The organism is Corynebacterium freiburgense (assembly GCF_030408815.1).
GTDB lineage: Bacteria > Actinomycetota > Actinomycetes > Mycobacteriales > Mycobacteriaceae > Corynebacterium > Corynebacterium freiburgense.
Map to the genome: position 1 here is coordinate 2,621,367 of NZ_CP047355.1, position 26,536 is coordinate 2,647,902.

The 26,536-nt window shown below is 49.9% G+C and carries 17 protein-coding genes; 3 read left to right on the plus strand and 14 right to left on the minus strand.

Going from position 1 to position 26,536, the window contains the following annotated elements; translation table 11 throughout:
* Window positions 1-93 precede the first annotated feature (93 nt).
* From ppk2 to CFREI_RS11920, 14 genes are all read right to left on the minus strand, one after another.
* Complete coding sequence (gene ppk2, locus CFREI_RS11855; protein WP_027013018.1) at window positions 94-993, minus strand: polyphosphate kinase 2; 900 nt, start codon at window positions 991-993, stop codon at window positions 94-96.
* Between the two features lie 141 nt (window positions 994-1,134).
* Window positions 1,135-1,257 (minus strand): hypothetical protein, encoded by a 123-nt coding sequence (locus tag CFREI_RS11860; RefSeq protein WP_276201889.1) that lies wholly within the window; start codon window positions 1,255-1,257, stop codon window positions 1,135-1,137.
* 56 nt (window positions 1,258-1,313) lie between these two features.
* A complete protein-coding gene (locus tag CFREI_RS11865) occupies window positions 1,314-1,451 on the minus strand; it encodes a hypothetical protein (RefSeq protein WP_156907777.1) in 138 nt (45 codons plus the stop codon).
* 701 nt (window positions 1,452-2,152) lie between these two features.
* A complete protein-coding gene (gene groL / locus CFREI_RS11870) occupies window positions 2,153-3,796 on the minus strand; it encodes a chaperonin GroEL (protein ID WP_027013017.1) in 1,644 nt (547 codons plus the stop codon).
* A gap of 177 nt (window positions 3,797-3,973) precedes the next feature.
* Complete coding sequence (locus CFREI_RS11875) at window positions 3,974-4,270, minus strand: hypothetical protein (RefSeq protein WP_027013016.1); 297 nt, start codon at window positions 4,268-4,270, stop codon at window positions 3,974-3,976.
* Window positions 4,267-4,413, minus strand: a complete 147-nt coding sequence (locus CFREI_RS11880) for a hypothetical protein (protein WP_156907776.1) — start codon at window positions 4,411-4,413, stop codon at window positions 4,267-4,269. The genes CFREI_RS11875 and CFREI_RS11880 overlap by 4 nt, the downstream gene beginning before the upstream one ends.
* On the minus strand, window positions 4,410-5,435 hold the full coding sequence (locus CFREI_RS11885; RefSeq protein WP_051256004.1) for a TRAFAC clade GTPase domain-containing protein: 1,026 nt from the start codon (window positions 5,433-5,435) through the stop codon (window positions 4,410-4,412). Before CFREI_RS11885 ends, CFREI_RS11880 begins: the two co-directional genes overlap by 4 nt.
* A gap of 54 nt (window positions 5,436-5,489) precedes the next feature.
* A complete protein-coding gene (locus CFREI_RS11890; protein WP_027013015.1) occupies window positions 5,490-6,425 on the minus strand; it encodes a hypothetical protein in 936 nt (311 codons plus the stop codon).
* Complete coding sequence (locus CFREI_RS11895; protein WP_027013014.1) at window positions 6,419-8,545, minus strand: GAP1-N2 domain-containing protein; 2,127 nt, start codon at window positions 8,543-8,545, stop codon at window positions 6,419-6,421. Before CFREI_RS11895 ends, CFREI_RS11890 begins: the two co-directional genes overlap by 7 nt.
* 4 nt (window positions 8,546-8,549) lie before the next feature.
* Complete coding sequence (locus tag CFREI_RS11900; protein ID WP_051256003.1) at window positions 8,550-10,844, minus strand: SaeA-related protein; 2,295 nt, start codon at window positions 10,842-10,844, stop codon at window positions 8,550-8,552.
* Complete coding sequence (locus CFREI_RS11905) at window positions 10,844-13,591, minus strand: hypothetical protein (RefSeq protein WP_027013013.1); 2,748 nt, start codon at window positions 13,589-13,591, stop codon at window positions 10,844-10,846. Before CFREI_RS11905 ends, CFREI_RS11900 begins: the two co-directional genes overlap by 1 nt.
* Window positions 13,591-17,187, minus strand: a complete 3,597-nt coding sequence (locus CFREI_RS11910) for a tubulin-like doman-containing protein (protein WP_027013012.1) — start codon at window positions 17,185-17,187, stop codon at window positions 13,591-13,593. Before CFREI_RS11910 ends, CFREI_RS11905 begins: the two co-directional genes overlap by 1 nt.
* A gap of 28 nt (window positions 17,188-17,215) precedes the next feature.
* Window positions 17,216-19,945, minus strand: coding sequence for a vWA domain-containing protein (locus CFREI_RS11915; protein WP_156907775.1), 2,730 nt, complete (start codon window positions 19,943-19,945; stop codon window positions 17,216-17,218).
* Between the two features lie 20 nt (window positions 19,946-19,965).
* The gene (locus CFREI_RS11920) at window positions 19,966-20,688 is read right to left on the minus strand and encodes a hypothetical protein (RefSeq protein ID WP_027013011.1); all 723 of its coding nucleotides are present in this window, start codon (window positions 20,686-20,688) and stop codon (window positions 19,966-19,968) included.
* 315 nt (window positions 20,689-21,003) lie between these two features.
* On the opposite strand from CFREI_RS11920, the gene CFREI_RS11925 reads away from it, so the two are divergent.
* The 3 genes from CFREI_RS11925 to CFREI_RS11935 all read left to right on the plus strand — a co-directional run bounded on the left by CFREI_RS11925 (window position 21,004) and on the right by CFREI_RS11935 (window position 26,535).
* Window positions 21,004-22,359 (plus strand): dipeptidase, encoded by a 1,356-nt coding sequence (locus CFREI_RS11925; protein WP_027013010.1) that lies wholly within the window; start codon window positions 21,004-21,006, stop codon window positions 22,357-22,359.
* A 250-nt stretch (window positions 22,360-22,609) separates the two neighbouring features.
* Entirely contained in the window at window positions 22,610-23,191 is a 582-nt protein-coding gene (locus CFREI_RS11930) for a hypothetical protein (RefSeq protein WP_027013009.1), read from the plus strand.
* 485 nt (window positions 23,192-23,676) lie between these two features.
* Complete coding sequence (locus CFREI_RS11935; RefSeq protein ID WP_027013008.1) at window positions 23,677-26,535, plus strand: Na+/H+ antiporter subunit A; 2,859 nt, start codon at window positions 23,677-23,679, stop codon at window positions 26,533-26,535.
* Window position 26,536 lies beyond the last annotated feature (1 nt).

Genomic DNA, 26,536 nt, shown 5'->3' on the forward strand with positions numbered 1-26,536 from the left:
CCTTTGTTTGCGTCTTTGAGTTCATTACACTCCAATAAAAATGACCCCCTTTGGCAGAGTAACCAAGGAGGTCTTTTTAAGAATGACTAACAATCAATCCCCAATTTGATCAAGTCCCCTGAGAACAATTTTGGGATCAGGCTCCCCAACAACTTCATAATCCTTACCCGTATATTCAAACTTGCTTAATACAAATCGCATTGCATTAATACGAGCCCGTTTTTTGTCATTGGATTTAATAGTGATCCAGGGAGATTCATCAGTATCCGTATAACGGAATTGCTCTTCTTTCGCACGCGTATAGTCGTCCCATTTATCAAGAGAAGCCAAATCCATTGGAGAAAGCTTCCACTGCCGCACTGGATCCACTTGCCGAATAGCAAATCGTGTTCTTTGTTCTTTCTGAGTAACTGAGAACCAGAACTTTGTGAGTGAAATGCCGGAGCCCATAATCATATTTTCAAGCATTGGGACTTCTCGTAAAAATTCGCCGTGTTGAGATTCTGTACAGAACCCCATTACACGCTCGACGCCGGATCGGTTATACCAAGACCTATCGAAAAACACGATCTCCCCTGCGCAAGGAAAATGCTCAATATACCGCTGAAAATACCAAGAGGTAGATTCACGCGGCGACGGTTTTTCCAATGCCACCGTACGAGCGCCACGAGGATTCAAATGCTCGTTAAAGCGCTTGATCGTACCGCCTTTACCAGCCGCATCCCGGCCCTCGAAAAGGATAATATGACGCTGACCGGTGTCTTTGGTCCAGTTCTGCCATTTCAGTAGCTCAATTTGTAGCGCGCGCTTGGTGCGTTCGTATTCTTTCCTCGACATGCGCTCTTGATACGGGTAATTTTCCCGCCATGTTTCCACTGGAGTGCCATCAGGTTGGATCAGTACCGGATCATCTTCATCAGAATCATCAACTATGTAGCCTTGGGTAGCAGCCAAGTCGACTACAGGGAGCTCAGTCTCGGTATTGTCAGCCATACACGTAATTCTACTCGTTGGAACTATCTATCGGGCTGCTTTCTACCACAGCACTCCCTGGCCCACGTTCAAAAAGAAATGCGAAAACCCCACTAGATCGTCACCTAGCGGGGTTGCAAATACGTTTACTACATCAAGTGATTACTTGATCAGGCCAAGAATCTTGGAAACGTTGCCAGCGAGCTTGCCAATGTGCTCGATGGAAGCGAAGAAGTGCTTGATGAGGGAGTCGTCGAGTGACAGTACGATGTAATCAGAGAACATTATTACTCCTATGTGTTAGGTCTTTTGAAGTTTGGGTTGCTCAGTACCTGAGCTGATTAGGAACCGAAGATCCAGAAGTAGGAAAGGTCCCATGCTTCCCCATAAGCAGGAATGAGGTTCTTGAAGAAACCGTTCACGTTCTCAACGAGAGTGGAGAAGTCACCCAGTTGATTGCCAATAGCTTTGAGATCCATGTTTATCTCCTATTAGAGGGACCAGCAATGTGGATGCTGGTGAAGTTTCCAGTTGCTGACGCCCTCAGGACGTCTGACAACAATCTAAGCGTGTCACCATCGTCTCGTCAACCACGACTCATGGTTACACACCCAAAGATCCAATGTAGTTCAAATCACTTTATAAAGAAAGTGTGATGAGCAAACAATCAACTATGACCTGGCTGTTTTCGCCGCTAGAAGACGTTTCCTCTAACTTTTCCAAGATTTTCCCGAGAAGCAAGTAACACCTGAACGGAAACATACGATAACTTGCGAGTTGCAAAAATCTCCGTCGGAATCACTAAAAATTCGCAAAGGAAAGTCCCTCAAAATACCCCCTTCCGGGGCTATTTTAGACAAATGTAAACGCAACCCACTTATACACGAACCTGCTGAGTGCTATCCAGAAACTTTGCTTTCATAGCAACTTCATAACAACTTGCCGCCTCAACCCCAGAGAAGGCACTCTACGCACACAAGGCGAACATTTGAGCACCAGTCGCGTCTTATATTCTCTATATGTTTTATCAAGCTAGGCGCCTCGTTTTTCCCCAAAATCAAAGCGCTTTTTCGAATTATATTTAACCCACTAATATAAACGGTCATATGCAAAATAAAAACCCAAGAAGGGCATAAGACTGGATCTCATGCCCCTAGGGCTTTTCGGGATTTTACGGGGTTTAGAAACCGCCCATACCACCCATTTCATCGGCGCCTGGAACACCAGCGTTTGCTGGCTGCGGCTTGTCAGCTACAACCACCTCAGTGGTAAGGAAGAGCGCAGCGATGGAGGCAGCGTTCTGCAATGCGGAACGAGTCACCTTAACCGGGTCATTAATACCTGCGGCCATCAGGTCTACATACTCGCCAGTCGCAGCGTTAAGCCCCTCACCAGCAGGCAGCGATGCAACTTTGTCTGCTACCACACCAGCTTCGTAGCCAGCATTCACTGCAATTTGCTTCAGTGGAGCAGAAAGTGCGGTGCGAACGATCTTGACACCTGTTGCTTCATCACCGTGGAGGTCAAGGTCACCGTCGAGTACGTGAGCAGCTTGCAGAAGTGCAACACCACCGCCTGCAACAATGCCCTCTTCAACGGCCGCCTTTGCGTTTCGCACGGCGTCTTCAATGCGGTGCTTGCGTTCTTTTAGCTCAACCTCGGTAGCTGCGCCTACCTTGATTACGGCAACACCGCCAGCCAGCTTTGCTAGACGCTCCTGAAGTTTTTCGCGGTCGTATTCCGAATCAGAATTTTCGATCTCTGCACGGATTTGATTTACACGACCTTCGATCTGCTTTGCGTCGCCTGCACCTTCAACGATGGTGGTGTCGTCTTTCGTGACAACTACCTTACGTGCGCGGCCGAGCAGTGGCAGGTCTGCAGTTTCCAGGGAGAGTCCAACTTCCTCGGAAATAACCTGACCACCCGTAAGGATTGCCATATCCTGCAATTGTGCTTTACGGCGATCGCCGAAACCAGGAGCCTTTACTGCAACAGACTTAAAGGTGCCACGAATCTTATTCACTACCAGCGTTGACAAGGCTTCGCCTTCAACGTCTTCGGCGATAATCAGCAGTGGCTTGCCGGTCTGCATAACCTTTTCCAATAGTGGAAGCAGTTCTTTGATATTGGAGATCTTGGAGGACACCAACAAGATATATGGATCTTCAAGAACGGCTTCTTGGCGCTCCATATCGGTAGCGAAGTAGCCCGAAATATAGCCTTTATCAAAGCGCATACCCTCGGTGACTTCGAGTTCTACACCGAAGGTGTTTGATTCTTCAACGGTAATAACGGACTCTTTATTGAGCTTGCCGCCGCCAACTGCGTACATTGCCTCTGCAATTTTCGCACCGATTGCTGGATCACCAGCGGAAATACCAGCGGTTGCTGCGATTTCTTCTTCGGTTTCAATTTCTTTTGCAGAGGAAAGCAACTGATCGGTGACTTTTGCTACCGCCTTTTCAATGCCCCGCTTAATGCCCATTGGGTTTGAGCCAGCTGCAACATTGCGCAAGCCTTCGCGAACCAGGGCCTGTGCTAGCACGGTTGCCGTCGTGGTGCCATCACCTGCGACGTCGTCAGTCTTCTTTGCCACTTCCTTGACTAGCTCAGCACCAATCTTTTCGTACGGGTCTTCAAGCTCGATCTCGCGAGCGATAGAAACACCGTCGTTGGTGATGGTCGGGGCGCCCCAGGACTTTTCCAGGACTACGTTACGGCCCTTTGGGCCGAGCGTAACCTTGACTGCGTCAGCCAAGGTATTCAGGCCCTTTTCCAGGCCGCGGCGTGCTTCTTCATCGAATGCGATGATCTTTGCCATGTTTGTTTGTGCTCCTTGTTATATAGGACGACACTCACTTCTTTTGAAACGGGCGCCCGCGACGGCAGGGGTGGCGTGTGAGTGAAGTACCACCCTCACCCGCTTCAACGTTTGATTGGCACTTGCTTATGCAGAGTGCTAAGTCCGTTTTTAGCAGTCACTGTGCTCGTGTGCAACCTACCGCAGACTATCCAGGTATGGTTTGAGCGCAGGATCCTCGAATGCAGACAACATTGTCCCACTACCCCACAACCAAATCATGAGCAGTAATACGCAGATAATGGTGATCACTGCAGTTGCAAATGCAAGTACAAGTTTGCCTACTTTTGAAAGCCCTCGTTGTTGTTGCGCTGCTTGTGCTTCTTCGAGTTTTTCAATATCGGCTTTCGCCATAGAAGACTCAGGCTGCTGCCAATTACGCTGGTTTTGTTGCTGTTGGAAGGGGCTTTGGCCCGCAAATGGGTGTTCGGTCATTGTAGGCTCCTGCCTTCACGTTCGGGTGGCGTATAGCTCACAAATAGTGCTTCCGTATCCAATGCTGCTTCTCGACGCCCTCCCTGCTCAGTCTCCACGATTTGGGTTAGGCGTTGACGGGCTTCATCAAACCAATACCTCACAGGCTATTTCCATTCATTAAATCGAGTCTGCTAAATAAATCACGTAGCGGATCAAGGCAACGAAATGGCGCGATACCACTGCGGCTAATTTGGTCTCCATCGGGCGGTGCCCCCAATGCGGAAACTGCAAAACACTGAAAGCGATATGGTTCGACACCGTACATGGGCTGGCGCAATTGATTAATGAGCTGGGTGGCGCCAAGGCAATCTAAGAGACTCAATACTTCAAAATGCAAAAGTAGGCTGTTATCGTTATTAAACTTTTCGGTGATCGCCGAGTTTTCTCTGCAAAAACCAGCACCAAAGTTATTCATTACTCGCTGCCAATTAACGCTGCCAGAATAGTATTGGTCTCCTTGATTTACATCGGCAAGACGCTGCATTGTATCGAACTTTGAAAGCGCCAAAGCAATATCAGGACGATGTTCCGCCCCCAAAACACGTAAAACATTCTGTAAAACCACGGTAGGATCATCGTCCCCAACTTCATGGCGCGGTACCGCGCCAGCCAATAATTGTTGGATACGTGGCACAGCCATAGGATCAAAAAGGAAGATAATCCGGTCGGCGTAGCGGAAAAACGATAAATCATCTTTCCGGCTAAAAAAGTTTTCTTCTTTCAGATCTTCACCAGCAACATCGCGAAAAACCACAAATATTTTTTGGCGCACACCGTCACGTTGATGCATACCAATATCAAAGATAAGCGGGCGTCGTTGGTGTGCATCCGCTGATGCTGCAGAAGGCGTCGATTGCAGCAAGCCCATTTGTTTAAACAGTGGCTGCTCGTATTTTTCCTCGTAGGTACGCCGAGTGTGTTCATCGGCAGGGCTAAAAATCCCATTATTGGCAATAGCCAATTGCTTCAGCAATTTTACTACCACGGCGATATACAGGCTTTTTCCAGAAGCACGGGCTCCCGCCATAGCAAAAGTAATTGTTCCGGAGCCTTGCCAACCCTCAGGCAGTGGAGACTCTTCCGGATTGGAAACAAATGGTGATGTCGTGGCATCGGGATCCATCCGTTGGAACGTATACGGACATTTCGTGTCCAATTGCCCTCTATAAGGTTCCATTTATTTCTCTCCCGTAAGAGTCTTTAACATGGTCTCTGTTTCCCGCGCAAGAATATCGCTGCGGTTGCTTTGAACGGCCTGTATTAGGGCGGCGTCGAAAAGCGTATATGTAGCTCCGGTATAGATTGGTTGACGCGGCGTCAGCACATGTACGGCATCTCGGCCACTCAATGCTGCTGGAATATCATCGGAAATAATGACCAGGGCGTCTTGAGGATCAATAGTATCCATATCTAAGTTCCAGCCAGCCTCTGTAAATTGGAAATTCCGAGACGGTATGGACTCAACATCATTGCTATGTATCACCGTCGGACGTGCATTTGCCGAACTGGTGCAGAAACTAATCCGCCGATCTGCAGCGGCAACTGCCAAAACTCCGCTAGCAAACTGACACATCGCTATAAATTGCTCTTGTTTGAGCGAGCGCCCCATAGAAGTGCTCACATCCAAAATCAAAGTAGTATTGCGCTTCCGAGTATCCGAAAGGGATTCAACGCCTACCGTTGAGCGGGCTACAGAGCGAATTTCACTCGATGTAGAGTCCAGTCCAACATCTTCAGAGAGCTCCGCAGCCTCTAAAACCAACCCTGCTGGCGTTATAGTTAACGATCCCAAAGTAAACGTCGAAAGATTCGATACATCGAACGGCGGAAAATCTATTTGAAGATCATTTTCACGCTGTTCTTCAAGTAACGTCAACGACACAAACAGGGTTGTTCGCGAAGGAAAATACTCACCCTCCGGCGTCACGATAATCTTTGTGGTGTCCACGAGATTCCGGGTGGCGATTCTATTACCGCGGCGTCGAGAATCAACCCCAGGAACGGAAAACTGGAACCCACAATCATTGCTGGTACTCACCGAGAATTGTGCATTTAATTCAGAAATACCTTCAACAACATACCGTTGCCCAGGAGTCAGCTTTTTAGCTAGCACGTGATCTCTCCTTTACGTTCAGCAATAAATGTGGCAAGCCTAGCAATGGAATGCTGCGCATATGGCGCAATCAACAGAGTATTCGGGCTCGCAGCAACCCAAGCTAATAATTTGTCCACTGCAGCAAAAACATTCGATTTATCGGCGGAGGCCGCAAGATAATCCGGCCAAATCACGGAAGAAAATAAACTATGGAGCTCAGAATCATCCATTGGAATATCCTGCCAGGAAATTCCATGTACCAGCGTATGCAGTAGCATGTCTAAAATCTCGCGCTCGGTTGCGGAGTCATTACTAAACAGCGGAGCAACCTGCGAAAATGGAACGAATACGCTAACCAGCCGCACAATGGCATTACGGAACTCCTCGCAAGTATCAAAGGCTTTCGGCAGGTTCCATAACATCGTTTGAAATTCTTCTTCACAAAGCACAGGCACAATATCGCCAAGAAACCTTGATGTATCTAATAACGCCAAAACATCATTGTCTTGGCGCAAATAATCTATCCATGTTTGAAAGCCGGTGTCCTGTAACCCCTCACCTACTTGTTCCCACAATGCAGTAAGCTCATCACCACTATCCGGCAAAATATACGAATACTTGCATTGCAAACGCGCCATTTCACGAAACAAAGTCGCATATTCAAAAGGCGCTGCAGCACCGAGTCCCTCCTGCCGAATCCTTGCGGCAATCTCCGTAAGTTGGAGCTGCAGAGATGGTGCTTTAGCGAAGCCCAATTGCTGCGCTGCTACAGGATGAATCGTGGCTCCCGGCGCGCCCAGCCAATCCTGTGCAAACGCCCCATAAAGATCAAAGCGACGCTGCCAAGCAACCGTTAAGGCCGGCGCACATACCAAGTTTTCCAAGCTCGTTAGAGTGCATAACCACACAAAAACATCGCCATTGTTTGCAATGAGCTGGCTATATACTGAAGTGCACAGTTGTTCTACACTCACAACACCGGAACGCACACCATATTCTAGCCATCGCACAAATAACTCACCGCGAAGATCCTGCGCTAATGCCAGTTCAGGCACTTGCGTTAGAATTCCCGCAAAACGCTCTTTATCATCTTCTAACAGCGGCAATGGTTCCGGAAACTCATGTGCCAACCACATTGGATCTGTAAACGCTGATACTAACGTCACCTTAGCAAACTGCCGCGCAAGGGAGACGGTCGCGACGTCGAAACTTTGTTGTGATTCCAATACGAGTTCTGCCAGCCCCGAAGCAAACTCACCCTCACCTTTGTCTTTTGCCCGCAGCTTTTCGACGACCTCGGCCCATGGCGTCCCCCGCAACGCTTGGGTAAACACACTCCAAGGGGAGGTTGGCTCAATAAACGTACTCGGATCGCTTACGTCCACAATCGGACAATCCACCGACAATATGTGCCGATCATGCACCGGCACACAACTCACGCAATGTGGCTTTACAACGACCATATCGCCCCGGTCAAAAGTACAAAATCCTAACCCTTTTGCCTGGGAGGGCGCCATAGTCATAGACAATGCATACACCCAATACGCTGCCTCCTGCGTAGTTTGAGTTAACAACACTACGGCCCCACGTTCGACAGCATCCTGCAAAGCGTACAGTGCACCCACGCGATCGCCGAGCATAACATCGACCATAAACCAAGCAACTTCCGGATCCAGCGAACCGCGAGGAAGCTCCCCACCAGCACCTATATCCGCATTATTCACCGCATTTGCACGAAATGGGGCCACGAAACCAGGTGAACCATAAAGCTCAATAGGGTAATCCACCGACGAAGGTTGATCTAAGCAATGATCAAACACTGCATGAGTAAACACATTGCCCGGACGCCCCGTGGCATCTTTACCTGCCGGTACCGAATGCATATAAATACCGGAACCATGCAGTGCATCAGGAAGAAACTCAAAGCGACGCGGCAATTGGTCGATTTCGTCTTGGCTAATAAAATCATTGAATGCTTCCACTGGAACTAGGCGAGTAGGAGCATGTTCACGCAGCCATTCTGCTTCCCCAGCATCAATCCCACTGGTAGGACCCAAACGCCAACCCCCACCACCACCATGAGATTTCCGGAAGGAAGCGTAAGTTGCATGAGCCCAACGATTGTGTGCCCCGTCCACGGCCTTATGATCCTCCTTGCTGGTGGTGGGCGTGTGCCCGACGCGCTAACTCATCAACCATAAGACGGCCAACATGCGGATCCTGCAATGCGATAGCCCGACCATCGGATCCAAACTGTTCATGGCTAAAAAGCCGAATAAATCCACCGCGGCCAAATTCAAATAACTGCGGATCAACCTCCCAATATTCCACCGTTTTCTCCGGGTATAGCTCCGTGGCATGAATACCAGGTAAAAACACGGAATTTGCATTTTGTGGACTGTGCTTTCGGGTTTTTACCTCTAACCCATCACCTGCCTCTAAAGGCAACCGATGCTGCTGAAACCGCAGCGTAAATGAACGAGAAACTTGCTCTGGATACTCTGCATATAACAGCACATACACCCGTCCCTCGTGAGGATAAATGTTATATGCCAAACGCGTTACGCCTGCGTAGTGCAGTTGAGTCTCTTCACCCCAAATAATCTCACCACGATGATGTACAGATGGCACAAGATAAATATCTCCGGGGGTTCGTAATGATAAACGCATACCACCTTCAGCCTGGTATGTTTGCGCATCTATTGCCGCTAATTGCTCGCGTTTCGCACCGGTGCCTAAAAACGCAGTTACCTCATGCGCATTTCTTGGCCAACCAAAGGTGACCAGTTGGTTTACCACCCGTTCTCGGATAAATTGATTTGTCACTTCGCCCACCCGCACCTGCGAATGAGATTGTCCAACCATACATTTATCACCGACAACAGATACTGGGGTTAGATAGATTGTGAACCAATCAACGGGCCACGCAACAGTGCAGTGGTTTTCTCCACGCTCCAAATCATTGGCCCAATCACGCTGCGATAATCCATAATCCTCTAAATGCGCAAGGTCAATAATCTTTCCACTTAACCCATCTTCTGGCGCATTTTGCGTCCGGTACAAACGCACTTCTCCGGAACTCGGGTTTTCCCAAGAAATATCAAAACGTACATCGCCTTCGATGTCTGTACGAACTACACGTATATCTACTTGTGAGACCTCAGCTGGCACATCAATCGATTGCTCTTGAGAAGGACGTGAAGAAACCACCGAATTACGTAAGCGAACCTGTCGCTGCACAATAAATTTGTAGGAAACACCGCGCTGGTCTGGAATAAAACGAAAACCTTGCAAATTCTGTTTTGATAATTCGATTTCGTTTTTCGGTTTAAATGTCACCCGATCTTTATCGGTTGCTCGGTACACAGCTACACGATATGTCCCACGTTTCGGTGACCACTGACCACAAATCTCTCCACCAGCAACCGACAGTTCAAGGTCATCCACAGGTTCAATTACGTAGTCTTCACCAACGAAAACTGGTTCAGATTGTAATGCCAGTAACTCAGTCGGCCCAGTATGTACCCAAACTTGATACATACGAACTGCGCTGGTCAGTGGCGCAGTATCTACCCATACCGAACCGATAGTTACGCACCGCTGCTCGCCGATTTCGGGGTCCAAATCGAATTCTTCTTCATCACTAATCACCCTAAAAAGCCGAACCTCATTTCCAGAGGGTTTCGGCATTGACCATTCGATATGAATGTAGTCGTCTTGTTGGCGGGCTTTCACGGTCCCAACGGCAACGGGATCCGCAAAACCATCAAGCCTGCGGAAATCCGTAAACACGTAGTCCCGAAAATCCGCTTCATTGACCCTAAAAGAATCTTGCTGGTCTATACCTACAGGTGGTGCAGGACTCTGGGCGGGAGGTGGTGGTGGAGGTGACGGAACATCAGCAACCTTAGGCGGTTGGGGCGTCGATACTGACACCGATGGTTCTGGAACCGCGGTAAGTGAAGGCTTCGGCGGTTCAGGTACCGGCGTCGTGAAAGCTGGGGGTTGTGCTGGCGCCGATGGTCGTAATGAATCACGCCGCATTTGCAGAGTTTCATGAACGTGCCGCTGTGGCGGGGCAGGCGGCGATGTTTGTTGCGTTGGTTGAAACACCGTTCGCGGCGGATTATGCCTTGGTCGCGATACTTCTGGGCTTGGCCAAACCCCCGCTTCAAGCACAGGAGTGAAAAGCAATGCTTCAGGGAGTTTCTCAAAGCCATGAGCATTATCAGTATCCACCAATGCCCTGATCATCGTAAGCGGTTTATTCCAAACATTCACCAACGGAGCAGCATTTTCTTTACGGAGCAATGTGGTATTAAGGGCCACTTCTTTTAGCTGATCAATTGTAGGTAATTGCTCGTCTGTAAATTGGCTCGCAGCACGCTGCCGCCAACGCAAATACAAATCGAAAACAATCTCCGCCCTTGTAGCCATTAGAATTCTCCCTCACCAGGCATGTCTTGCTTATTTACCCGTGGCATCTGATAATCCTGCGGAATAGCCCAATCATCGTCAGAAGTCGGTGGCACGGGGGCGTTTTGCGGCTCAACTTTTATGCGCTGTGGTGTTATAACCCGAATATCTCCCGCCCGCGCCGGTCGTCCTATTTGTACAAGCACTTCACTAACGCCAATGGCATCAAGCTCGGATCCACCTTCTTGCAAAAAGAAACGATCCACTGTTTCAACACCATGAACACGACCAGCTTCTGTAATAAATTCCGCATTAAACGAGCCTTGGTGCACGGAGCTGCTTAATTGTTGTAGCTTTGGCACCTGCGTTTTCTCACCGCCGCGGCTGATTTGTACAGGTTGCAGAATATCCCCCCGCTCAATACGCACAACATCTTTGAGTTGTTTCGTAATAGCATTCCATTCATCCGTGCTGCGATCCACAAAGTTATATTGTGGGCTCGACATAAGGTGAGCCATGCGGTCCAAGGCCGTACCAGTACCGCGGCCTGTAAGTGCATGCATATTCTCGGTACGAATCGGAATACCCTCTTGTTGCTCCAATTGTGCGGTAGCAGCCCCACGGGCTTCCTGTACATGTGATTGCATCCAACCTTGATGGTAAAGGTTTTCGCGGAAGCGACGAGCAACGTTTTCAATTACGGCTTCATCTGGGTTAGCTTCTGCAAGCACGACAGATGCTGGCATATCGTTTACTGGTATTACACCTTCAACTCGATACTGTCGCACTGTTCCAAACGGCTGCTCCATCACCGCACCGAGCTGATGTGAAATAGCTACAAATTGGTGGTAGCCAGTCCGGATTCGTTCTTGGGCTTCCACACAAGTGAAATAATTTTTTTCCGCCGCTTCAATTTCACTTACCAATGTGCGTCGGCGATTCAGTATGCGGATTTCATCCCGAGTTTCCAATGCTATTTGGGTGAAGAAAAGCACCATCCACAACACAAACCAAACCACTAAAAACGTGGATTTTGTACTAGCTGCAGACATTTCAAATGCCCGCACCCATTGATATACCGGCAAACCTTGCTCATTTACATCACCGCGGAAGGCCAACCACATTCCAATGAATGCCGCCCAAGACCAAAACGTCACATACCCTAACCAGCGGAGAATGCCAATAAGCAATGCAGCTGTTTTGGGTCCTTCTTGCCGTTGGTTGCGCAATTGTTCAGCGCGTTGTTTCCATGATTGCGCTTCAGCTTCCAAATCTCGAACAGTGCTTCCGAGCCTTCTGCTTACATTTGCAGCAAAGCTGTCCGAATGTGTATTTCGCCATTGGCCAAATTCTCCAATAATCCGACCAATATCGCGGTGTTGAATATTGGATTGTTGGGATAAAGTCCGCTCATAACGTTCGGCTTCCATTAAGTCATACGAGGCAATGGAATCCATATTGAGCATTGCTTTTAGCTGTGGAGGTAAATCATTGCCAAAACGCACTCGGGGCCCAGGAATAACCACTTGGGCGTCAGGCACAACATACACTGGTTCGGTTTCGCCTTGAGCTACAGCTTTTGGATATCTAGGTAAATTTGATTGCCCAAATGGGCGTGGTTTTGCATCGACCATGGTCATTGCCATGTTTTCGTAGCTCTGCCACAGTGGCGCATACTCCCGAGCCACTTGTTCCCTATTCATCCGCTGTTCGACTATTTGGCGAGGATTTTCCGCTCCGAGCACTGGACCACTGCCAACCTGCACTCTGGAATCGGTGCCATAGAGCGAACTTTGGATTGCTTGACTAGTTAAATTGCTGAGTTCATCACTACTGTTTCGGAACCATCGAACCGGGGCAGACAAAAGGTTTTTACCAAATCGGCCGAAATACTCCGATGCAGCGCCCGAATTTGTTTGCAGCCGAGTGAGTTCGCCAGAACCTTGGCTGCGTGGACCCTTTAATAAAGGTAGATATTCCTGGATTAACTCCTCAGCACATTCCGCATTCATAGTGCGGTGATCATTGGTGTATTGAGCCGTAACCTTCCGACCGGAATGCGGCAAAATGGGGAGCGGATTACGCTTTATATCAAAAATGCGTTCTTTGAGTTTTTGCTGAACTTCCTGCCCGTCAATGCGTCGGTAAAAGGTTCGTACAAGGCGGAAAGTTTCGCCATGTCCGGGTTCCATCCGCGCCACAGGAGCTTTAGAGTGTCCCTCCCAAATGCCAAAAAGACTTGCTATTCCAGTGGCGCAGTGCAACACAAATTTACTCGTGAGTCGCTCATGGACATATGAAATCGGTGTTGCTTCGGGCCCAATACTGTCTTCCGGGGCGAGCATCAGGTTAATGTAACCACGAAGTATTGGGAGTTCACCTGCTGTTGGCGTATTAACTGCCGCGATCATAAGGTTAGCGCGCTGTGCGCGTTGGCCAATTCGGACGGCGTCGATAGCTTCTATAAATGGCGCAAGATTTTCGCTGGACATAGTGCCCTGCGGCGTCGATACGTCATTAATCACCCCAACCATAAGGCGCTCCGCACGCGAACGAGTCAGAGCCTCATTAAGGGGCATTTGCTGCACGGTTGTTGTGCCATCAGGCGCGGTAACCGCACAACTCGTCATCGAAGCAGAACTAGTGAAGGTATCGGCATCAACCCAAATGTAGTCGCCCACCAGGTTTAATGCCGCGAGGTCTTCAAGAGTTTGACGAATCCCAGCGGCCAACGAACCTCGACCAACAAATACAGTGAGACTACTCATTAAAAGTCCCCTTCACCTGGCATTTCAATAGTATTCGCAGGATTTGATGCAGGAGCGAACGGATCCACTGTTGCAGCGGCTCGCGGTGGGCCAGCCGCATAGGCTTTATCCAAAATGCGAATCAATTCTGCACTTACCTGGACAACATCTGCGGCGATATCATGAAATACCGGTAGCCGAGCCGCAAGATTCCTATCTGTAATATCCCCAAACTGGCGATCCGAACTAATATGCAATTGACCCGCACCTGCTTGCGAAGAAGGAACATATGCTTGAGCATTTTGCCCCTGTTTCTGCAACCATTCCTTCGCTGCGGCTAACCGGTCCTCAGGCGCTACTGAGGCTTCCGTGCCAGGAATCTGGTGAATTTCGCCAGATTTACGCTCACCGCTAAAGAGCCATTGCTGTAACAACCTTTGGGCCTGAAGCGTCCGGTTTTCATTCGCAGGTTGATCCTCAGAATCATAGAGCTTCCGTAGCAGAACATATGGCCGGATCGACTCAAATAGCGGGTAGTCTCCTACCCTCGCCCATGCCAAAGATGCAGATTCAAGTAGGTTCGGCAACCAATCCAGAGTAGAACGGAAACGTGAAACCGGGGTAAGCATTGGAGTGGCAAAATCCACCCACTTCTGCTCACTATGGTCATAGACTTGTACGGGTTCATCATCCCGGGCATCCATGGTGCCGGGACAATACACAGTTCCGGTAAGCCTGCCGATATACCAGCCCGCAACCATCGCATGCCGTTCTTTATCTGACATAGGTAATGCTGCGGTCAGTGGACGTGCCCGGCGCGCAGCCCAAAATTCTGAGCGATTTCCGGCAGTCCGATCCCACTGCGCCGCGATTGGAGGCAAAAGAGATTCAAAAACAATAGGCATGTAATTCGGGTACGAACCAAAAATATCAATTGAACGTTCATCACCCTGATTGCTTAATGCATCACCGAGTGGCTTTGAACGGTCTGCCGGAGCATGGTTTGGATAATCCGCCACGGTTTTTTCCAATAGTGGAGCGATACTATCGCCACCGAATGGAATTCGGGAGAAATTAAACGCATAGCTCAGTTCTTTATTGTAAATAGCCTGTACCAATTGGGGATTTACCTGGGCCAATGGAAGCGCATTGGTCATTGCCTCAGTAAACCGACTCAGTACCTGTTGACGCCTCCGCTCGCGCTCATGCTCAGGCAACGCATCATTAGTCACATACTCTCGCAGTGATGTGGCAATAAACCGGTGGAAAGAAAAACCAGGGCGCCGGATATACTGGCGGCTACGCTCCAATACCTCAGCCGGTGAAATTTGGAATGCAAAACGAGCCGGGCGCGGGTCACCATGAATATTCGCTTCTCCTGGAGCAACCGTAAGGTCTCGTGCGATCCAAGATTCTTTAAGGAGCAGAAGATCACGTGGCGCTTGCTCCGCACCGGACTTTGATTCCCAATCAGCGCCTATGACGCGTTGCGCCGAAATATAAAGTCCAGACAAGAAATCGACGTCTCCGGTCGATGCATCACGAGCAGATTCAATAATGTCGTGTTCGAATTGATTCGGGAAAGTTTCCACATCGGTAAGGAACACTTCATTGGCTGCTTGGCTAAAGCGGTCTGGAACACTTGCTTGGCGTTCATCCGGCCATAGGTTGGGTACATTTGTTTTAAGTTGGGCAACGCCAAGATCTGGGTCGTTGCTCGCAGCTGCCGCTGATTCGAGTTCACTGTGTGCCCGCCGCATTGTGGCTTCCAATGGCCCGATAAAGTTCTTAAGGAAATCCTCCAATACTGGAGCAAAAAGACGAGCTATATAGACCACAGCACAACGCCGCAGCTGCGGAATGGCGTCATCAACAATGCTGCGAATATAGGCCGCATCATCGGTGATTTTGCCTTTATTATTTGCCAGACTTGTTCGCAGTTCTGGCGAAAGTCCAATGCCTACCTGGGTGTTTGCCACATTGCGAGCATCTCCAATCATGGATTCTTCAAGGTAGCTTCGCACTTTGGCTAATACGGCGTTTCCATACGGCACGCCGTATTTAGAAACTTCAACGCGAATCAAATCCAGGAGCTTTTCTTGGATTACTTCACGGCTGGCCCAGTGGTATACGGCCGCATACAGCAAGCCGTCAACATCTTGTTTTGCGTCTTGATTCACCGACTGTAAAGCCTGCTCGATAGCTGGCAGCCAATCACGTCCCTTCTGGCCAGCTGAACTTGGTATTCGTGCTTCTAGGCGGCTTCCAATGCGCTGCGCCCACTGATTTATCTCATCTTGGAACGTGTACATAATCCAATTGCCACTCTGCCCAGGCGGCGGCAGGATTACTGCTACTCGGCTATGAATTCCATTAAGGTTATTGGTGAGCTTTTCTTCAATTTGAGCATCGCCCGAAGCTGGGTTTGTTGCATCAAAATGGCCTTGGAGCAGCTTTTTTACCGCAGAACTTGCCAGACGTTGTGCCGCGTACTCCCCATAACGATCCCGCCCCATGGACAGTTGTGCATATCCGTAGGTCCCCCACGGAACGTTTTTTGTTTCTTCTACGCCCCAAGCAAAACGACTATGGTCCGCCGATAAACCACCTTTATTGCCCAATGTAAAGGAACCAAATCCTTGCATAGCGTTGTGATCAACCATAAGGGCTGCTAGACCTCGCCCGAGCGCCCGGTAGACAGTTTTGGGTTCACCATTACCTAGTCGAGCGCCTTTTTCACCAGAACGTATGCCCACTGGGAATATACGTCCCACAGGAACCTCATCAGTAGCACCTACTGGAACACCGAGTGCTCGGAAGACTCGTACATCTTCATCAGTGGCGGCGCCGAATTGGGCTGCTACTAATTCTGCAAACATCGAGAGTGCATTGGGATTTGTGCCAGCCACAGCGTCTGCGGAAAGGCTGGAGAAAATATCAGGTGTCACCATAAATAGCGACGTCAATGATGGCGCAAGGCCATCGAGGCCGGTAAGTAGCCTACAAACGTCAATCGCCATTGATGCACCAGCACCACCAGCCATGGAGGATACAACAAACACGAGTGGTTGTTCGTTACTGGTTTCTCCGGAAAGCTGGGCTCGACCATAGAGTTCGGATCGGAGATCAGAAAGTTCTCTATTGGTTTCGGATTTAAAAAGGATGTCCCAGGCTTTGGCAATTTCCGCTTGTACTTCTTTGAGCTTGCTCAAAATCAGCATTCGCCCAATCGCCCGGAATTGGCCAGCTCCTGAGCCCACGACCGTGGTTTCGGCGGTGGGGTTGCGTAATGCCCAGCTTGCGATTGTCCCCAGTTCGCGCCGTGAACCTAATTGTTGGGACACGGCGGCATCAACCGTTGCGTAGCGGTCACTGCTTCCGCAGGAAATATAGTGGCCACCTGCTTCAGAAACATTGGGGAGGTTTGGACCTGCTTTTTCCGCAACCGTTGGTACGTCGATACTTACAAATTGCCAAGCTGCGGGGAGTACAACGTCTTTCGGCGTTGGATACCGTTGCGGCAAACGTTCAGCCAGTGTGGTTTTCAATTGATCCATTAAATAGGCCAGCGTTTGGGCGCCGGAACCACCACAACCAACGACAAGGACTTTATGCATAGTGTTTGTTTTCTCCTAGTTGATCTTGTTAGTTCCACTTAGGGGCTTCGCCCCAGCCGGGATCAGATTGATTATTTGTTTTGCCGTCCCAGGATGTTCCCCAGGAAGAGGCTGGCTGATCCCACGATTCGCTTGTCGACGCCGCGGCAGTCGGCGTACCACCAGCAGGTTCCGGTGGTTGTGTACTACGTTGCTGATCAAGCGTTTGTTGGATACGGACAGCAAGCTCAGGTACACGGTCAGTAATCGCTTCCTCTAAACTCCGAGCCGATTGCTGATCAATTGGCAGCCGTGGCAAAACAATAAGTTCTAGCTGGCCATGTGCGGCAGCAATAAACCATTCACCTTGCACTGCCAATGGTAATACCGCCTGGCCATGCAATTGCTTTCCGGATGCACCAACCGAGGGGGCGGATTCCACAACCACCTTTGATTCTGCAAGTGGATTCCAGTGGAAACTGCGCACCCGCAACCTATATCCAAGAACGTCGGCGGAGCGGCCGTCGTGAAGCACTTGATTGCGTGACGCCTGATCGAGGTCAATGGTCGGTGCTGGTGCGCCATCATAACGCACAGAGGCACCTTCAAAACTCAATGCGATTCGCTGAGCACCAAAATACTGCTGCGGAATCCGAGCGGTAAGGAATCTGACTAAATACAACAGCCCAAGTGGAATCAAAAGCCCTAAAAGCACCGCCGCCAAAAACGCTAAAGTGAATGCCGTTTTATTGAGTGGAACTGATAAATTGCCTGTTGCCTGAACCGGAACCGTAGTTTCCTCACTACCATCCGCACGTGCGAGCGAAACAGGTATGGAACCTGTAACTACACCATCGCGCAATTGTGCCACTGAAACCTTTACCGGCAATGTTGCCTGCTCGCCTTCGCTGAGCGTAAGAGCCGACGCCGCATCAGTATGTTCACTGGACAACTGAATAGCATCAATACCCTCAGGCAGAATCTCCGTCTCCAAGGTACTGCCTGCAGGGACCCAAACCTTGCCGGGGCCAGTCACTGCAATAGGAACAGTTACCTCCGGGGCCTCCATAGTAAAACTCACGGCACCAGGCACCACCGGCATATCCTGCCGAGACACCGCAATATCAATCTGGTTTGTCACCGGCTCCAATGCTGTACCAGGACGGCCATTCGGTCCAGCGGTCACAATATTGACGCTCGCCTCCAAAGTCCCGGACGTAGGCAAATTAGCTAATGTATCGAGCTGAACCTTTGCTTCCTTACCTTTGGAAACATCCACCCCGGACAGCAAATCCACACGGCTTCCACCATCTGCAGGAACAAAATCCAAGTTGATCTTGGCATCACCTTGCAATTTCCGAGGCTGCCTATCAAGGCCAACAAGACTTAGAGCAATCTCCTCATTGCTGCGAGCACTAAGATTTGAAGTAGCCGGTCCTTCTGGCCCATGAAACTGAATCTGTAAATCCGGTTGAATTTTCACCGAATTAAATACCTTGTGATCTGAGCGATCCTCGCCAAAGCCTTCAAATTGCAGACGCCAAGCCCCGGCCCAGCCACCTGGCTTTTTAAGTTTCATCTCCCCATCGGCCTGTTGCACTGGGTCATGAGAAGCAGCCCATGTAACTTCGGCCCCTCCAACACTGCTACTACCTTCTCCATCCAGCACTAGCTTCGAACCATCCGGCGCAATAAGATTCAGCTTTGCATTTGGCCCAAGGTCATCTTTAGCCAATGCTGTAAACCGAACAGAATCAACTGAATCATCCAAAACAAATTCAAATGGATCGCTAGCGGCGGTTTCTTCCGAATACACACCCCCATTACCTAGGGCCTGGTGGAAGCTGGCAAATAGACTCCCAACACTATCCGCTGGGAAGAACGCCCCATTCGGATCTAGAGTTCCGCATCGAGTGCCAGTACCTTCCGTAATGCCGGCAAATAACTCAAAATTTGATGGATTTTTAGGATCCGATAAACCAATACCAATATTGGTAATTCCCGCAGAACGGAATTGATCAGTAATGCCGTTTGGTCGACAAACTGCATCTTGGGCGACCTCTTGCCCCTCTTGCGCAGTTAATGCTCCATCTGTGAATGTAACGAGCATTTTACAGCTGTCTGTGGCTCCAGAACGCGGAAAATCCTGATACGCACCCGCAAAAGCATTTGCATAGTTTGTATATTGCTCAGAGGTTCGATCAGCAAAACCCGCGATTGTATTTTTCACGCCCTTGATCGATTGGTCATCTAACTGAACCCACTCGCCATAAACTGGGTCCGAAAAACCGTTTTTATATTCCTGCCCAAAACCCGCAACACGGATACGAACGTCTACGCCTTCGCTATTGTGCTTTGCCAAAAGCTGGTTAACAAAACTCTGTGCGGCAGGAACCCTATTATGGCTCGCATCAGCACCAGGAGTATTTGGATCAATATTGCCGTCTTTGACTTGATGAATCAGCGATTCAGTTTCATCGATCATCAAAATAACGTCCAGTTGCCCTTTGGATGCCACACACGAACCTAGAGCACTCAAACTCGAATTCCCCGGCGTCGATTGCGCAGGCACTGTCGGCGTATTGGCTTCAGGCTGCACTGGTGCCACCTGATTCGGAGAAGGCGGTGGCAATATTGGCGCCAAACCTTGCTCTGGAGGTGGCGGAGGTGCTTGCCCATAGGCCGTATTGAGATTTGCAAATGAGCCGCCGGCTATCGCAATAACTCCCGCACAGCAAATGGCAGCTACGCGCCGCACAAAAACCATACTTTTCTCCATTCGCGGCAGTGTAGTTGTGTTCACAGCTTGCCTACCCATTGTCCGATTTCTACCGCTGACCACAGGATTCCAAGAATTAAAAGTGTGATCGTGCCCCAATACACACCAGTTTTCCAACCAAGAATGGAATAGAAACCAGAAGCACGGCGACGGTTATCTGCATTGAAATACAATCCAAGCAAGGTAACGCCAAAGATTCCCGCAGCGAGCCATGCCACAACCGACAACACCTTATACATTGCTTCTGTTGGGGTAAAACCACCAAAGGTTAAGATCATTGAAAGAACAATGCTGACGACGCCCATCACAATACTGGGCAACAACACATAGGTGGGCGCGGAGTTTTGCTGGAAGGCAGCCACTGGTGGTGGGCCGCTAGCTTGCGGTACGGGAGAGGACGAACTTTCCGGAAGCGTATTTGAGCCAAAGCTTTCCCCAAACCCAGAACCCCAGTTGGAATTAGTCTGCGGTTGCGAAGGAGACTGAGTCTGGTATGAGTCCACTGGCCCAAAACCAGGTGGAGAGAAACCTTGACCGCCTGTATTTTCTTGAAATGAAGGTGCTGCAAAAGATTCTGTTTGCTTTGGGCGTGATTCACCGCCATCAAAGCCGCCAAATGAGCCGAAACCATTTTCCATGGGCATATCATGTCCTGCCGGGAAATCGGTAAATCCTGGTCGCGAACTATTATTTCGGGGATGCGCCTCCTCGAAGCCTCCGAAGTCACTGTTCCGCTCGGACATTCGTTTCTCCTATCCATATATATGCAATGGCTTCGACCTTCTGGATTTGAAATACACGAGGGACGAAATGCACCCAGTCTAGCCTGACATATATACTCCACATCAGCTATTGGATCCCGATATACAACAGTGTATTCGCCTGACTCCCCACCAGGCAGATTATTGCAGCGCAAAAATCCAGCTCTTATGGGTTGATCAACCAGAAAGACTCTCTCCACCCCTCCAACGACTTTTCCTCAAAAAGTAGATTTATTCGGAATCAGTTGGAAGCTTCACGAACTTTCACCAAGACTCATGGAATTACAATGGGCCGTTATGAGCCTAAAAATTGATGTTGCGGCTGTGCGCGCGGCCGTCGAAAAGCAGCGAGAACAAATCCAGCAAGATTTGACCGAGCTTGTTTCATTTAATTCTGTATCCAACGAACTGGCATGCGAAAGTGAGCACGCTGCCGCAGCTCAATGGGTGGTTACAGCCCTGGAAAAGCTGGGGTTGGATGTTGAAAAACACGAGACATCGGATAGCGCCCCCACGATTATTGGAAATCGCCCAGGCAAGCAAACTGTGTTGCTGTATTCGCACTATGATGTGGTTCCGGCAGGAGACCCAAATACATGGGATTCCGATCCCTTTACTCTTACAGAGCGTAATGGACGTTGGTACGGCCGCGGCACGGCTGACTGTAAGGGCAACCTGGTTATGCACTTGGCTGCACTGCGTGCCATCGCTGAGCTTGGCGGCACTGAACTAGGCATTCGCGTAGTTATCGAAGGATCCGAAGAACGCGGCGGAGAAGGCCTTGAAGAGCTAATTGCCACGCGTCCTGAGCTTTTCGCCGCTGATATTATTTTTATCGCCGATACTGGCAATGTGACACTCGGTGTACCCACCCTTACCACGACCCTTCGTGGTGGCGCTCAAATTGATGTACGAATTGATACTCTTCAGGCGCCTGTGCATTCGGGTGGTTTTGGCGGTGCAGCACCGGATGCAACTGCCGCATTAATTCGCCTACTAGACACCCTTAAAGATGAATATGGCCGCACCCGTATCGACGGCGTTGATTGCACAAGCGTTTGGGAAGGCGAGGAATACCCAGTTGCCAATTTCCGTGCCGACGCCGGCATCCTCGAGGGCGTCGAAATCATGGGCACCGACGCCGACCACCCAGCCGATATGGTGTGGGCACGGCCTGCCATCTCCATCACCGGCTTCACCTCCACCCCAGTTGCAGAAGCGGTCAATGCCGTTCCCGCCACCGCAACCGCGCGCCTTAATCTTCGCGTACCCCCAGGAATGAACACCGCAGACTTAGTGGAAGCACTTATTGCCCACCTGCAAAAACATGTTCCATGGGGCGCACACATTGAATGCACACCCTTTGAAATGTTCGATCCTTTTACAGCGCGTATCGACGGCCCCGCCGTCCAGGCATTATCGGAAGCACTTTCGGCCGCTTACAACGGCAAACCAACAGTAACGGTGGGTACCGGAGGCTCGATCCCCCTATGCACGACACTCACCAATGCCTTCCCAAATGCGGAACTGGCCCTCTTTGGCGTGGAGGAACCACTCACAACAATCCATTCACCAAACGAATCCGTCTCACCAGATGAGATTATAGACATTGCTGTAGCGGAAGCGATTTTCCTACTTAACCACGGAAAATAGACCAAATTACCCAATATAGGGGGTGTAAAACCACACCCCCTATTTCTCATTTTTTTGCATGGTGGTGTGATGCTAGTTACTATGCCTTTTGTGACTTACATCATTGAACTTAGGCGAGTGGCCAAGGCTACGTACCCCAGTGAAGGATAAGGACTGACCCCTTCACTTTGGGGAAGTAGTCGTTATCAAACTAGCAACAGAGTCGGTCCCCAAAAATACATCAACAAACACAGCAAAGGACCGGACCCCAATGATGACTTCCACAACGACACGAACCCGCGCTCACCAATCGACGCGCTCCATCCGATCCACCACCATCGAATACCATCGCGACACTCAACGCGAGCCAGTTGGCAACCCAATTCGCACCACCACGCGATTCTATGCAGATGATCCATTCCGCGCACGGTTCGGACACCAACTCCCGCGCGGACTCCGCGAAGAAGCACGCGGCATGGAATGGCGCACCTTTACCGCAACCTATGCACCAACAAGCGCGCTACGGATCCACCACATCGAATCCACAAAACTGCGTGGCAATACTTACCGGTTCAACGCCACCATAACGGACTCCCGAAGTGGGACTCGCACCACCAGCCATGAGGAAATCCATGCAACTGGACCGGTTTCCGCATGCACACACCTCCTTGCAAATGCCGGACGACGCGTTGAGATCCTGGAATTCCATCAGTTCGAAATCTTCGAAGCAACCGTCACCTTTATTTACACCTGCGAAAACAACAAACGCGCATGGGCAATGGGATTCGGTTCAAACCAGGACCTTTCCGCCGCATCTGCATTAACTTCCGCAGCGCACCGCTTACATAGTTAAACCTCAATGGTTGCAGCACCCATGAACGCAGGAAACTTCGTACACACCGCGAGCTGTGGTGGTGACGGTTGCGATGGCGGTGATACAAAATGGAAAACTCTTTTTTAAACTTATCCCTTTTGTATCATTTGGCCTTCTAAAACCCCAGTTCAGATTTAGCTAGGTGGTACAAAATGGAGGAGTTTTTGAAAAAGTTACCCTTTTTGTATCAAACCCCAGGAACGTAGTTCAAAAGCCCCAGCCAGACCACCCAGCCAGACCACCCAGCCCACCACATAAAGCCAATATGGTTTTGTGTGGTTTTTTCATGATTTCGCGCCCAGGTTGTAGGTTGTGGACATTTCACCTACTGTAAAGGCAGTTTCGTTTCTCGTTGCCGGACCATAGGTACACTTGTCATTGTTGCTCGCGACACACTTGCTGCAACGTTAAGTGAGTCCGGCTCGTTCCATTGCCCGTTATCTAAGGACTCAAAGAATCACCTCGTGATTACTCTTCTTACCGCTTTAGCTTTAAGTTCATGCATTGCCCCTTTATTGGTTCTCCGCATGGGGAATCGAGCTTTCGGGGTTTTAGCGCTAGTTCCTGCAGCCGGGTTTTTTTGGACTGTTTCGCTGTTTCAAAGTGAGTTTCGTATACAGGAGTTTCATTTTGATTGGTTCCCGGCAGCGAATTTGGGAATTGATTTTCGGCTAGATGCCCTCGCAGCGCTATTTTGCCTAATTATTTTAGGTATTGGCGCTTTGGTCTTGGTTTATTCCTGGGGCTACTTCGAGTTCACACGCCGTAGGCTTTCGGTATTTGCCATGCAGATGGCAGCCTTTGCATTTGCCATGGTCGGCTTGGTTATTTCGGATAGCTTGCTATTAATGTACGTGTTTTGGGAAATCACGTCGATTTTGTCGTTTTTGCTGGTTGGGTATTACGGCGAGCGGGCTTCGTCTCGGCGCGCCGCTGGTCAGGCATTGATGGTAACCACACTTGGTGGTTTAGCAATGCTTATGGGCATTGTGATGCTGGGGCAGCAAACTGGGGTGTGGACCTTTAGTGAGCTCGCCGAATATAAGAATTTATATAGCACGCCGAATGTTCGCATTGCAGTTGTATTGTTGCTGGCAGGCGCGCTTTCGAAGTCGGCTATTGCTCCGGCGCACTTTTGGTTGCCTGGCGCGATGGCTGCGCCAACTCCAGTAAGTGCATATTTGCATTCAGCGGCGATGGTGAAGGCTGGAATTTACTTGGTGGCCCGGTTATCACCAACATTGTCGGTTATTCCGGCTTGGCATTTGGTGGTGATTCCCTGCGGTATTTTCACCATGATTATGGCTGGCTGGATGGCTTTGCGCCAGCATGATTTAAAGCTAATTCTTGCCTACGGCACTGTTTCACAGCTTGGTTTTATTGTGTCTATTGTTGGTACTGGTTCTCGTGCCGCAATGCTTGCTGGGCTCGCAGTTACGGTCGCACATGCGTGTTTTAAGGCTTGTTTGTTTATGGTAGTTGGTGCGATCGATCATGCTGCCGGAACACGGGATATTCGAAAACTTGATGGCTTGGGGGCAAAACAACCAGGATTAGCGATTATTGCTACTGTTGCTGCAGCATCGATGGCGGGGATTGCACCAGCACTTGGCTTTGTGGCTAAGGAACAAGTGCTTGATGTTTTAATATATGAGCAAGCACTTGTAGGCATGCCAGCGAAGTTAACATTGGCCGGTGCAGTGATTGGTTCGGTACTTACGGTCGCCTATAGTTTGTACTTCCTCTACGGGGCATTTGGCACTAAGCAGAAAACCAGCCCTGCTGTAGAAAATATGCACCATATTTTGCCTAATCTATGGATCCCACCGCTATTATTGGCTGTTCTTTCTGTGGCTTTTGGTGTGATGCCGAAGCCGGTGGATACAGTGATCGGTACGCATATAGCGCAGACCTTCGGGTCGTCGTCAAGCGATCATCATTTAGCGTTATGGCACGGTTTTACGCCAGTACTTGCGCTTACATGTGCGATTATTGCAATCGGTTCGGTGTTATATTGGCAGCGCGTAACGGTGGCTAAGTTCCATTTCCAAAAACCAGCATTAGGCAGCGCGGATGCCGCATATGACCTAGTGATTCAAAGCTTGCATAAGCTTTCGCTCAAAATGACTGCAATTACACAACGCGGCTCATTGCCGCTCAATGAAGCCATTATTTTGGGAACGCTAGTACTATTCCCACTTATTACGCTGATTGGCGGCAGGCGCAATACCATTCGGATGGAATTGTGGGACACACCTGTGCAGGGCTTTATGGCGGTATTGATTATGGTCGCCGCCATCGCTGCAACGGTGCTGCGGAACCGGCTTTCCGCACTGATTATGGTGGGGTTGACGGGGTACGGCATTTCAATTCTTTTTGCTATTCATGGCGCCCCGGATCTTGCGTTGACACAAATGCTTGTAGAAACCATTTCTATGGTTGTGTTTGTCCTGGTATTGCGCAAGCTTCCCAGTAATGCCCCGACTCCGCAGGGGTATATTCGGCTGCGGGCGTGGCTTGCTGTTGCTGTCGGGCTTACGGTGACTATTTTGGGCGCATTTGCAATAAGCGCCCGGAATACCACTCCGGTTTCTGATGTGATTCCAAAGCTGGCTAAGGAAATTGGACATGGCGCAAATGCAGTAAATGTCCTGCTCGTGGATATTCGTGCATGGGATACCTTTGGCGAGATTTCCGTATTAGTAATTGTGGCAACCGGCGTTGCATCATTGGTGTACCGCACTCGCAGCTTTACGCGCGCTTCTCGACGCCCCATCCTCCGCCTCGGCGGTAGCCCTTGGCTGGCCACAAATGCGCCCGATGCCGGTGCAAACCGCAATCGCTCCCTAATGGTCGAAGTTAGTACTCGCGTGCTTTTTAGCAGCATGATCTTGTTGAGTTTGTATTTCTTCTTCGCCGGGCATAATGCTCCAGGTGGCGGTTTTGCTGGTGGTTTGGTGGCTGCCTTGGCGTTTACATTGCGGTATTTAGCTGGTGGACGTCATGAACTCGATGAAGCAATTCCAATCGACGCTGGGCGTATCCTCGGCGTCGGCTTATTGTTGTCTGCTGCTGCCGCCATAACCCCTGTGGCATTTGGGTATCCACCGCTCACAAGCACGGTTTGGGATATTCCGCTGCCCTGGATCGGCGAAGTCCATATTGTGTCCGCCATGTTCTTTGATGCCGGTGTGTACCTCATTGTTATTGGATTGGTACTTCATATTTTGCGTAGTTTGGGCGCCCAACTGGATATTGATGAAGAAATGCGTAAACAACGTGCCCGGGATCGTGCTCGCCGTCTTGCCCGAAAGGAGTCTTAGG